Source organism: Kitasatospora sp. NPDC093679, assembly GCF_040683455.1.
In the GTDB taxonomy this organism is placed as follows: Bacteria; Actinomycetota; Actinomycetes; order Streptomycetales; family Streptomycetaceae; genus Kitasatospora; species Kitasatospora arboriphila.
Map to the genome: position 1 here is coordinate 1 of NZ_JBFBDW010000098.1, position 11,745 is coordinate 11,745.

Here is an 11,745-nt window from a genome sequence, read left to right on the forward strand (position 1 = left end):
GCACTCCGAGGAATCGCCGCGCGAGCACGCCCGGCTGCTGCACGGCGCCCAGCTCTGGGTCGCCCTGCCCGACGCCCACCGCCACACCGAACCCGGCTTCGAACACCACGCAGACCTGCCCAGGGTGACCGACCTCGGCGGCGGCCTCGACGCGACGGTGATCCTCGGCGAACTGGACGGCGCCCGCTCCCCCGGCACCATCCACACCCCGCTGGTCGGCGCCGACCTGTCGCTCCGCGAGGGCACCGAGGTCCGTCTGCCGGTCGAGCCCCACTTCGAGTACGCGGTGCTCACCATGAGCGGCCTCACCGAGGTCGACGGCGTCCGGCTGGAGCCCGGCTCGATGCTCTACCTGGGGACCGACCGCCGCGAACTCCCGCTGCGCGCCGTCACGGACGGGTCGGTCCTGCTCCTCGGCGGTGAGCCCTTCGAGGAGGAGCTCGTCATGTGGTGGAACTTCATCGGCCGATCCGGTGAGGAGATCGCACGGGCCCGAAACGACTGGGAGACCGGCACCCGCTTCGGCGTGGTGCACGGCTACGACGGTGCCCGGCTGCACGCCCCGCAGCTGCCCGCGACCCCGCTGAAGCCTCGCGGCCGGGTGCGCTGAACTGCGGAAACAGCCACCGATTACACCTTCGGTCAAGGACGGCCGGACAAGGGTGGAGGCCCCACGGCGCCGAGAAACCAAGATCCCTCGGCGCCGTGGCCACCACTTCACCGACGCGCAGCTTCCGCAGGACGGGTTCTCGTGTTCGGGCTGGCGCGACAGGGTCTGAGCGGATTGATGCTGACCCTTTGCCGATTATCCTGACCGATCGTCAGACGATTGCCTTTGGGTAGTTGATCCGGACGCCGGTGCGATGCCGTCAGTCGTGGGCACTCTGCTTGGGCGACCGCGGTGGCGGGGGTGACGAGGGGAAAGGGGTGGCGGAGCATGTGGCGGGACGTGTTCGCCGGGACGGTGGGGCTCGGCGACGCTCGCGGTCGTCCGTCCAGGACTTCGGCAGGTAGAGCGCCCGGTCGATCAACGTCCGGCCCCGCTCGCCCGCGTAGGCGAGGAACACCCCGACCTGGCAGTTCTCGGTGCGGCCGGCGGTGCCGGAGTACTGCCGCTGAACGCCGGCCGACCGCACGCCCTTCTTCAGGAACTCGGTGTCGTCCACGATCAGGACGCCGCCCGGGTCGGCCAGGTGCTCGACCACGTACTCGCATATGTCGTCGAGCACCCCGTCCGCGCCCCAGTCGATCCGGTTCAGCAGCCGCTGAATCCGGTCCGGTCCGCTACGGCCGGCCTCCTCGGCCACCGTCCAGCCGTTCATGCGCTCCAAGGCGCCAGCAGCCCTCACATGTGGGCCAGCGCCGACTCCCGCGACTCACTCCGCGCGAGCCGGTGCGCGAACCGCCCGTGCAACCCCGCCAACCCGAGTGACGCACCACCTTACCCGGGGCGCCAGCCCGCGTCCGGGTCCGGACTCGGGGAGAGACGAGTGTTGTGGGCCCACCCCGATCGGGCACATCCGAAGGCGGGGTGTCCGCGGTTCCGGGGCAGTGTGGAGAGCGCCATGACACCGGTACACACGGCCGACTGGCGCAGTGAGCCGTCGGTCAGGCCCGGGCCGGCGTTCGCCGCGGCGTCTCGCGGGTGCCGGACCACTACTCTGGTACTTCCGATCGGGACACGGTTCGGGGCGCGACCGGGTGGTGGGACCATACCCGTTCGCGTTTTCTCGACGGCCTGCGCACAGCCGCCGACGCAGGAATGCACGCGGTCGACGAACGTGCTTTCGCCCGTGAGGAGTTCGTCGGGGTCTGCGACGCGTGCGGCGCGAGCACCGATCCCATCAGTCGCCTTTTCGCCGCTCGCACCCTCGGCTTGAAGGGTGACCCGCTTGTCCGATCCGGACATTCCTGAGACGTGAACTCGGCCTCGGCGGAATGTAGTTGACAGCAGCACAAAAGGGCGCAGCGGAAAGGGCTTCAGGCAAGAGGTTGCCGGAAGGAATTCACAGTTCCGCGGGCTGGTCATATTCAGTGAGCGGATGGCCGCTTTGGAATGTCTTCCGATGGGACGGCATGTCCGTTGGTGAACAGCCAAGTTCGTGGTGATACCGATAGATTCGCTCGGCCGAACTGTGATGGGTATCGTCCGCGCTCGGCTCGCCGGTCACGACGCGGCCCGGGATGAGCGGCGAGGTATGAGGTGCGCCTGTCCGCCGAGTGTTCCCGGGCCCTCTGGGCCGCAATTCGCAACACAGAGGAAGGATGCTGCATGAATCGCCGATCACTTCGAAAGTCCCGGATCAAGACCATGGCCGTACTCTCCATGGGCACGCTCTCCGCAGTCGTCAACATCGCCTCGGCAACGGACGCGGTGGCCGGGACGATCGAGAAGTCCGCTACCCGCCCCGTCCATGCCGCGACGGTCCCCGGACCGCACGGTGCTCTGAGTGCTGACTTCGCTTTCAAGGGCAGGCAGCTGCCTGCGGCCAGCGACAGATCCATGGACGACCCGTGGGGGACCCTGGATTCCCGCTGGTGGCCGATGCACGGCGCTCAGGGCCCGCAGGGGGACGTGGGTCCTCAGGGTCCGCAGGGCGATGTCGGCGCCCAGGGTCCGCAGGGCGACCTGGGCGCGCAGGGTCCGCAGGGCGATGTCGGCGCCCAGGGTCCGCAGGGCGACCTGGGCGCGCAGGGTCCGCAGGGTGATGTGGGTGCCCAGGGTGCCCTCGGTGCTCAGGGTCCGCAGGGCGACCTGGGCGCGCAGGGTCCGCAGGGCACGCAGGGTGCACAGGGCGGTGTCGGTGCGCTCGGCGCGCAGGGTCCGCAGGGTGCACAGGGCGGTGTGGGTGTCCAGGGTCCGCAGGGTGACGTGGGCGCCCAGGGCGCCCTCGGCCTGCAGGGCCCGCAGGGTGACGTGGGCGCCCAGGGTGCCCTCGGCGCTCAGGGCCCGCAGGGTGACGTGGGTGCCCAGGGTGCCCTCGGTGCTCAGGGCCCGCAGGGTGATCTGGGCGCTCAGGGTCCGCAGGGCGTCCAGGGCGCCCTCGGCCTGCAGGGCCCGCAGGGTGACGTGGGTGCCCAGGGCGCGCTCGGCGCTCAGGGCCCGCAGGGCGAGGTGGGCGCCCAGGGCGCCCTGGGTGCCCAGGGTCCGCAGGGCACCGCCGGTCCGAGCGGGGCCCAGAGCACCGTCGTCACGGCGGTCGGCGCCCAGGGTGTCGCAACGGCGAGCTGCCCGGTGGGCACCTTCGCGATCGGTGGCGGGTACTCGAACTCGGGTGGGACACCCGTCGTGTTCGACGGTCCCGTCGGTGGCTCGCCGGCGACCGGATGGCAGGTGCAGGTGACCGACGGCACGGCCACACCCACCGCGTTCGCGATCTGCTCAGCGTAGTGCCCGACAGTTGGTGACAGCGGCTGGCCAGTCCAGCGCCATGGCCGCCAACGCACGACGGTTCCCCGGGGCAGGCCAGATCCCGGGGAACCGTCGGCACAACGGTCCACCGGAACACGGCGCGTCCGGGCCGCCCTGTCCGAACAGTCACATCGTCAGAGTTCTCCATGATTCTCAGGCAGGTATCAACAGATGACGTCATCCGCAGCTCCGAGGTTCTCCGTCTTCACCCCCAGCCACCGGCCGCGCTTCCTGGACGAGTGCCTCGAGTCGCTGAAGGCACAGACCTGGTCCGACTGGGAGTGGATCGTCCTTCTCAACAACGGAGCACGATGGCGCCCCGAGCACCCGGACGCCCGTGTCCGGGTGGAGATCGCCGACGACGCCACGGGCGTCGGCGCGGCGAAGCGTCGCGCCTGCGAGCTGGCGCGCGGCGAGATCCTGGTGGAGCTCGACCACGACGACCTCCTCGCCTCGGACTGCCTGAGGTCCCTCGCCCAGGCGTTCGACGAGCACCCCGAGGCGGTCTTCGCCTACAGCAACACCGCGCAGATCTCCGAGGACGGCAGCCGGGACGACACCCGCTTCAACGAGGCACACGGCTGGCGCTACGAGGAGGTGACGGTCGACGGGCGTTCGCTGCTGCAGGCCGTTGCCATGGCGCCGGTCCCGCACAACGTGTCGTACATCTGGTACGCGCCGAACCACGTCCGGGCCTTCCGCAAGGACGCCTATGAACGTGTCGGCGGATACGACGCGACGCGCACCGTGCTGGACGACCAGGACCTGATGTGCCGGCTCTTCCAGGAGGGGGAGTTCGTCCTGATCCCCCGCTGCCTGTACCTGCAGCGCATGCACCCGGGCAACACCCAGCGAGACCCGGAGATCAACGCACACATCCAGCGCGAGACCGTGGCCCTGTACGACAAGTACATCGAGGCGAACGCCCTCGCCTGGACCAGGCGCAGGGGCCTGCTGGCGGTGGACCTCGGCGCGGCGCACCGAAAGCCTCCCGGCTACCTGGGCCTGGACCAGTACTCGGGAGACGGTGTGGACATCGTCGCGCAACTCCCCGGTCGGGTGGAACTGCCCGACGCCTCGGTGGGTCTGCTGCGCGCGGTGGACTTCCTGGAGCACGTGCCCGCGAAAGTACCCTTGATCAACGAGCTCTTCCGACTGCTGGCGCCCGGTGGCATGCTGATCAGTCTCACCCCGAGTTCGGACGGCCGGGGCGCGTACCAGGACCCGACGCACGTCGCCTTCTACAACGAGAACTCGTTCTGGTACTACACCGACGACCAGTACCGGGTGTTCGTGCCGGAGATCGAGGCCCGCTTCCAGACGTCGCGGCTGGTCACGTACTACCCGAGCGACTGGCACAAGAAGAACGACATCTCCTACGTCCAGGCCAATCTGATCGCGGTCAAGGACGGAGCACCACGCTGTGGCGGTCTGCTGCTGGTTTGAGGCTTCCCGCTGCAGCCGGATCCGTTGCTGCCGATCGAGGACAGCCGGCAACTCGGCCTCGTGACCCTTCCTCCCTGACACGTGCTGCACTGAGGAGTTCGCACCGCAGTCACCATGGACGCCGGGGGACCTTGAAGAGGAGACGGTCGGACACCGACCTCGGTTCGGCCCGCGACGTGCGGCTCCCGCGGCCGCTCCCGTTTCTCGGTGGGAGCGGCCGCGGGAGGAAGCCGTCAGGTGAGGATGATCTGCGCCTGGGCCTCAGCGGCGGGACTGCATTCGAGTACCGCGAACACGTCGACCGGTCCTGCCTGCCAAGTGGCGGCGACCGGGGCCGTCGGTTCGGCGGTCAGCTTGGCGGTCACCGTCTGCGGCGCGCCGGTGCAGTTCACGTCCGTGGTCGCCCAGCCCCACACGGGGATCGTCGCCGCACCGAGCTGCCGCGCAGTGACGAAGACGGAGTGCTGCTCCCCGACGGTGCAGGTGACCGTGAGGTCGACATCGAGCTCGGTGGGGTCCACGGCGGAGATCTGCGCACCGGCGATCGAGAGCGAGGACGGGGCCGGGACCGCGGCGTCCGCCCAGCTGGGCGCGACGAGGACGGCTTGGACGGCGATGACGGAGGCGACGCCGGCAGCGCGAAGAACAGGACTGAATCGCATGGTGCAATTTCTTTCTGGTTAAGGGGTGTTGAGGGACGCCGATGGTCGGCGTCCGCTCTGCAAGGCTCGACCGGCCGCCTGCAGGTCGCAACTTTTAGTGCACTGTCGACTTCACAGCGCGACGACCCGGAGCCCTCAACTGGCGCCCCGCTCGGGCTCGATGCCTGGAGGGTCCTTCAGTCGGCGGACGATCGCGGCCGCTCCCGCCTTCGAAGCGGGTTGCCCCGGGTGGCCCCTCCCCCTGCAGCGAAGTCTCGGACCGCATCAGGGCGGTGGCACATCTCACGGTGCTTCTGATCTCTACCATCTGGGTAATTTCCCTCGTCCCCAACGGGCGCGCCGAGCCGCTCGGGCCGCCGCTCACCACGTGCCCGGATGATTCAACCCTCGACGATCCGAAGAGATTTGAGAGCGCGTGTGCGGGGCTTTCATCCCGCCGCCACGGATCAGTTGACACACCGGCGAGAGCGGCATGAACGTCTGAATGACGAACAGCTGGAGCTCGGCCCGGGCGCCGACAGTACGACAGGGATCCTGAAATCCCCGCTGCTCTGCTGTTCCATCCGCACCGACCGCGGCTCGGCCTGCACGGTCTGCACCGCCCCGGTGGGTCCGAACCAGCTGCTCGAGGGAGTTTTTTCATGTTCTCCACCTCCGCCATATCCAGGCCGGGCCGTTGCCTGGTGACCTTCTCCGCTGCACTGCTCGCTCTCGCCGTGGCGGGCCCTGCCGGCGCCGTGCAGGACGGCCGACCTGCCGACGCGGCTGCGTCGGCGTGCTCCGGGGCCGCCGTGGACGGGAGGACGCTGGTGTTCGACGAAGAGTTCGACGGCCCCGTCCGGTGGGGGACTCGCTGGATCGGCAGCTCCACCAGCGCCTACCGGTACGGGAACCACAACCCGGGCGACGACAAACTGGATTGGCTCAGCCCGTCGGCGGTCACCGTGGCGGACGGCGTCGCCACCTTCACCGCGAGGCCGGGCTCGCACACCTTGGAGAACGGGAAGCGGTCCTGGACCACCGGGCTCCTCACCACCGAGGGGTCCGCCGAAGGCTTCATGGTCCGCGTCGGGGACTACCTGGAGACCCGGGTCAAGCTGCCGTCCGCCGCCGGCGCTTGGCCCGCCCTGTGGACGTGGTACAACGGCACGAACGAGATCGACTCGTTCGAGTACCACCCCGACAATCCGGACCTGTTGGAACTCACCAACGGCCTCCGCCGCGCCGCCTTCTCCTATCGTGACGCAGCGGTCGTCCGCCCGGGCGACTGGGTGGAGGTCGGCGTCCACTACGGGGAGGACTGCAACGATTGGTACGTCGACGGAGTCAAAGTGTTCTCCGACAACGCCGGTACGGGCAGCGGATGGGCCGCCTACCTCATCCTCAACCTGTCCGTGGAGGCCGGCAGGTACCACCAGCCCCCCACGGGTCCGAACCCGTTCACCTTCTCGGCCGACTACGTCCGCGTGTGGCGCTGACCGGCCGGATCCGGGCCGGAGCCGGTTCGGGCGCACCCCGCGACCGGGCCGGCCACCTGGCGCCCGGACCTGAGCCCCGGTCGGGTCGCACCGTCCACGAATGCGGAGCAGGCCGCCCGAGACGGCGCCGGCAGCATCCCGCGCAGCCGCAACTACCGGCAGTGGTCGGGCAGCACCCGCGCGTGCCGACGAATCGGCTTCCCGCCCTGCCAGAGACCGTCTCCGTACAGGGTTGCGCACCATACGGGCTCCATTAAATACTCGGCATCCCCCATGCTTGACGAAATTCCCTGAGGCGGCGAAGATCGGCGCGCGGCGCGGCAGGGATTCATACCGGCTCCGGGGAATTCCGTTAGCGGACAGAAGGGCGGGCCGAGACAATTGCGGTAGGGCGCTCCCGAAACTCCCCGGCCGCCACCCATAGCCACCGCTGTGCCGCCACCTCCGGGCCAGGGAGCCCACGGCGCCCCGCGCTCCGGTGACCCTCCGTCGACACGCTCCACGGCAGGGGGCTGAACGAAATTACCCAGAAGATCACTGAAATGGACGTGCAGAAACATTTCTCCGAGGGTCCTGAAATCGAATTGCCCGAACTTGGCGCGAAGATGGTGCAAGGTGCTCGGCGAAACTACTCAGAGGCGCGCGGCGATTCGTACAGGGCGCCCCTTATCCGCGTGTTGCGCCGCCGTCGCATGCTATATTTCCGGCCTCCTTGTGTGTCATCAATTCAGTGCCTGCGTGGCGTGGGCCGGATTGCGAGGTGCTAGTGCTCACCAGAGAGGAATACGCGGAGGCGCGGAGACTGTACGGCGAAGGCTGGTCGCTTTCGGCGATCGCCAGGTCTCTGGGCCGTGACCGCAAGACCCTGAGGTCCTACCTCCTCGGGGGACGGACCCCGGGGGTCAGGAACTCCCCGCAGGACACGTTCGGCCAGTTCGCGCCGTACTGCCGGGACCGGCTGCGCGACGACCCGCATCTGGAGGCGACCGTCCTTCTCAAGGAGATCGCCGAACTCGGCTACCGCGGCGGCTACTCGACGCTGACCCGGGCACTACGCAGGTACCACCTGCGACCCGCCTGCACCCAGTGCCGATGGACCGTCGCGAGCCAGGGCCCCGGCAACACATCGTCTTCCGGCGACGAGCTGCGCTTCAGCTGGCTCAAACTGCCCGACCCCCCACCATCGTGGGGAGCCGGCAGACACGCCCACATCCTGATCGGTTCCCTGGCGAGCGGACCCTGGCGGGCGGCCCTGGCCGAGAACGAGCAACCGGCCCAGCTCGTCGAAGCCATCGACCTGATCCTCAGACGGTTGGGCCGGACCGGCCGCTACTGGTGGTTCGACTCGGTGCCGGCGGCGATCTGCCACACGGACGGCGCGGTCAGACCCGGACTCCTCCACGTGGCCAGACACTACGGCGTGGAACTCGGCACCGGCCCACGTCGCTCCGCCACTGCGTCCCCTCCCGCCCCCGACCCACTGCGCCCCATCGAGGACTTCTGGTGGCGTACCATCCGTCCGGACACACGTCTCCACACGGCACAGGAGAGTCTGGACCACTTCGCCGCCTGGCTCGACTCACGGCACTCGGAATCCGGTGGCTCCGTGGGAGATGCCGGGAGGCGCGGGTCCGGGCGGCTTCCGGCTCCGTTCCCCGCCACGATCCGGGTCGCCCGGACCGTCGCTCCTCACGACCTCGTCCCCTTCCGCGGGAACCACTACGCGGTGCCTTCCGGCCTCGTCGGGACCACGGTCGAAGTCGCCTGGCGGCTGGACGAGTCCCACCTGTCGGTCTCCACCACCGGGGGAGCCGTCGTCGCTCGTCACACCGTCGCACCCCGTGGCGCCGGCCGAATCGTCGGCGGCCCCGCACAACCCCTTCCGCTCGAACACCTCGAAGGCCGCGATCAGGGCGACCGCACACCGTGCAACGGCAGGACGCGCTTCCCGCCCTCCACGGAGGCCCTCCTGCACGCCCGCGCAACTCGCTGCTGACCCGCAGGGCGCACCCGGGTCCGGCAACGGGACGGCACCCGCCCGTGATCGGTGCTGATCCTCTGCGGCGCGGGAGCGCCGTAGGTCGAACGAGGGCGGATCCGGGACGACGTCCCGCCGAGTGGTGCAGCAGAGCTCTTGGTGTGACCCCTGCCCGTGCAGCAGTCATCGCGCAACTCTCCGAGTGGGCGGGCTCGTCGAAGTGAGAGGTGCGCGATGGCCCTCTGTCCGGTCCGACCTGCTTCGCCTCATGGAGTCACTGCGTTCGGCGGACGGAATCGCGTTGATCAGGGCGCTCGCCCAGCGGATCCGCAGGAGCTGATCGAGGCGGGTGCGGCCAGTACCTGCTGGACCTGTTGCAGGAGGAGAAGTCGATCATCGGCCGATCCGCGGGGACTCCGGTGGGGTCAGCACCGACCGGCCGGTTCGGAGACGGTGCAGTGGTTGAGGGTGAACCTGTTGGAAGGGTCGCCCTCACGGTCGACCAGGTCGGCAGGCGCGTTGCCGGAGGCGTCATTCCCGTCGACGGTGTTCCGGGTGTGGGACCGGCGCCGCGGAGTGTGAGACCGGGCGTGGTGATCCGGACGCTGCCCGGGTAGGTGCCCGGGAGCAGTTGGACGGTGTCACCGGGGAGTGCCGAGTCGACGGCTCGCTGGATCGATTCGCCCGGCTGCACCACGTACAGCCGGCCGACGGCATGAGCCGGCGCCGCACCCAGCGCGGCCAGGACCGTGGTGGTCGAGGTCGCGGCGGCGGTGACCGCGGCCAGGTGGTGGACTCGCTGCCTGGGCATGCTTGATGACCTGCTTTCGTGGCTCGGGCGATGCGGTGGGGGCCGGACGGCGGGCTCGGCCGATGGCCTGCGTCGGCGGCGTCGGGGGCTCGCACCGACGCTAATGGCGGCGCTCGGGAGCTGCCACCGGCGCTGGGCCGCCGGACTGACGATGCGTCGGCCGGTGATGGCTGCGGCGGTCGGCAGGATCACCGGCGCTCGGCGAAGGTGTCCACCTCCTGCTCGGAAGTGGGTCGGGCGGCTCCTCGCACCTCGCTCGCCAACCGTCCTCATTCCCTTCAGTCGGCAACGATCTGCGGCGCCGGGCGAGCGGGTGCGGAACTTCGAGTACTCATCAACACGGCGCCGGAGAGCACGGTTCACCGCGGCGCAGTGCGGGACACCGGAGGCCGTGCCAAGCTGACGGTGATCCTGGACCGATGGCTGTCCGCGGGGGCCGGTCGACGACAACAGCACCGGCAGGGGCAGCCCGTGCGCGGCACCCGATCCGGGCGCCGGCCCTGCACTGCCGATCCGCGCCGCCCTCGGAGAACTCCAGGCGTCCCACCCGAAATACGGGCAACCACCACTGACGACAGGGAGAAGTCGCGTGGACAACCTCACGGTTCACGGCCAGGAAAGACCGCGCAAGGCCCACGAGGGCCCCGCCGAGCACCCGCGGGGGACGGCTCCCCGGCCGACGGATCCGCAGGCGCAGCAACGGATGATGGCCTTGCTGCACGGCGCTCTTGTCACGCAACTCCTCGTTGTGGCAGATGAGTTCGGGATAGCGGAAATCCTGGCGGGCGGGCCGGTGCCGGTCTCGCAGCTTGCCCGCCGATGCGGAGCACACGAGCAATCGTTGCACCGGTTGTTGCGGGCACTGGCCTCCCAGGGTGTCTTCCAGGAGGTGGAGGCGGGGACGTTCGCCCTGACCCCACTGGCCGAGACGCTGCGGGCCGACGTGCCCGGGTCGGTGCGGGCCTGGATCCGGTTCTGGGGGATGCCCGAGAAGCTCCAGGCGATCAACTCACTGTCCTATTCGGTACGCACCGGTCGCCCGGCGTTCCCGTACGTGCACGGCACGGAGTGGTGGTCCTACTTGGCCGCCCATCCGGAGCATGCCGAACTCTTCAACGACGCCATGGGTGAGATGGCGCGCCGTGTGCACGCCGTGGCGGTGGAGAGCTGTGACCTGACCGGCGTGAGGCGGGTGGTCGACGTCGGTGGTGGGCAGGGCCATCTGCTCGCCACGATCCTGCCCCGCCACCCGGAGCTGCAGGCCACCCTGCTCGACCAGCCGTCGGTGATCCGCGGGGCGAAGGCGGTGCTGGAGGCCGCCGGCGTCGCCGATCGGGTGGACCTGGTCGGCGGGGACTTCTTCGACGGCGTGCCGGAGGGCGCGGACGCCTACCTGCTGTCGATGATCCTGCACGACTGGGACGACGAGCAGTGCGTAACCCTGCTCGACATGATCCGGCGGGCGATGGCGCCCGATGCCCAGGTCGTCGTGATCGACGCGATCGTGCCGGCGGGCAACACACCCCACGACGGCAAGCTGCGGGACACCGTCATGATGGCGCTGCACCCGGGCCGGGAGCGCACCGAGGCTGAATTCAGCGCGCTCTTCGCCGCCGCGGGTCTGCGTCACGTCTCCACGACGGGGCTGGCCTCCTCGACGGGCGTGTTGGTCGCGCGGGCCTATCCGGTGGTGGGGCGTCGGAAGGAGTCCGGGGCCGGTGGTGGTCCGGCGCCTGGAGCGTGATCGCGCGAGGAGGCGAAAGCGGCGGGGCCGACCTCCTGCGCTTCACCCGGGTCGCGCACCACGTTCATCGCTCCGGGCGTGGGGTGGCCGTCCGGTGGGGAGTTGAGGACGGGGAAGTGACTAGGGCTTGTGTGATGTTGTGATCAGTTGGGCGGTCGTACGAGGTCGTCTATCCAGATCATCGAGGCGCGAAGATGGAGGCCGGCGAGGTAGC

At 69.6% G+C, this 11,745-nt stretch carries 7 protein-coding genes and 2 pseudogenes; 6 read left to right on the plus strand and 3 right to left on the minus strand.

The window, feature by feature from the left end; translation table 11 throughout:
• Window positions 1–610, plus strand: a 610-nt coding sequence (locus AB0O09_RS38010) for a pirin-like C-terminal cupin domain-containing protein (protein WP_363550208.1), incomplete at its 5' end; no start/stop codon positions are given.
• 358 nt (window positions 611–968) lie between these two features.
• Here AB0O09_RS38010 and AB0O09_RS38015 read toward each other — a convergent pair.
• Window positions 969–1,423: pseudogene (locus AB0O09_RS38015) on the minus strand (transposase); the annotation flags it as partial.
• 849 nt (window positions 1,424–2,272) lie between these two features.
• Here AB0O09_RS38015 and AB0O09_RS38020 point away from each other — a divergent pair.
• Window positions 2,273–3,391: a collagen-like protein gene (locus AB0O09_RS38020; protein ID WP_363550210.1), complete on the plus strand. Its 1,119-nt coding sequence runs from the start codon at window positions 2,273–2,275 to the stop codon at window positions 3,389–3,391.
• A 192-nt stretch (window positions 3,392–3,583) separates the two neighbouring features.
• Window positions 3,584–4,858, plus strand: a complete 1,275-nt coding sequence (locus tag AB0O09_RS38025; RefSeq protein WP_363550212.1) for a glycosyltransferase — start codon at window positions 3,584–3,586, stop codon at window positions 4,856–4,858.
• A 233-nt stretch (window positions 4,859–5,091) separates the two neighbouring features.
• Here AB0O09_RS38025 and AB0O09_RS38030 read toward each other — a convergent pair whose 3' ends face one another.
• Window positions 5,092–5,520, minus strand: a complete 429-nt coding sequence (locus AB0O09_RS38030) for a hypothetical protein (RefSeq protein WP_363550215.1) — start codon at window positions 5,518–5,520, stop codon at window positions 5,092–5,094.
• 809 nt (window positions 5,521–6,329) lie between these two features.
• Here AB0O09_RS38030 and AB0O09_RS38035 point away from each other — a divergent pair.
• Both AB0O09_RS38035 and AB0O09_RS38040 read left to right on the plus strand, forming a co-directional pair.
• Complete coding sequence (locus AB0O09_RS38035) at window positions 6,330–6,998, plus strand: beta-glucanase (protein ID WP_363550218.1); 669 nt, start codon at window positions 6,330–6,332, stop codon at window positions 6,996–6,998.
• A gap of 766 nt (window positions 6,999–7,764) precedes the next feature.
• Complete coding sequence (locus AB0O09_RS38040; protein WP_363550221.1) at window positions 7,765–8,994, plus strand: IS21 family transposase; 1,230 nt, start codon at window positions 7,765–7,767, stop codon at window positions 8,992–8,994.
• A 544-nt stretch (window positions 8,995–9,538) separates the two neighbouring features.
• On the opposite strand, the pseudogene AB0O09_RS38045 reads toward AB0O09_RS38040, so the two are convergent.
• A pseudogene (locus tag AB0O09_RS38045) lies at window positions 9,539–9,787 on the minus strand (hypothetical protein); the annotation flags it as partial.
• A gap of 589 nt (window positions 9,788–10,376) precedes the next feature.
• Here AB0O09_RS38045 and AB0O09_RS38050 point away from each other — a divergent pair.
• On the plus strand, window positions 10,377–11,531 hold the full coding sequence (locus AB0O09_RS38050) for a methyltransferase (RefSeq protein WP_363550224.1): 1,155 nt from the start codon (window positions 10,377–10,379) through the stop codon (window positions 11,529–11,531).
• The last annotated feature ends 214 nt before the right edge of the window (window positions 11,532–11,745 follow it).

Bases quoted from the DNA above. Each gene is read 5' to 3' on its own strand.
- AB0O09_RS38020 (WP_363550210.1), top strand. From the start codon at position 2,273: ATGAATCGCCGATCACTTCGAAAGTCCCGGATCAAGACCATGGCCGTA.
- AB0O09_RS38025 (WP_363550212.1), top strand. From the start codon at position 3,584: ATGACGTCATCCGCAGCTCCGAGGTTCTCCGTCTTCACCCCCAGCCAC.
- AB0O09_RS38030 (WP_363550215.1), bottom strand. From the start codon at position 5,520: ATGCGATTCAGTCCTGTTCTTCGCGCTGCCGGCGTCGCCTCCGTCATC.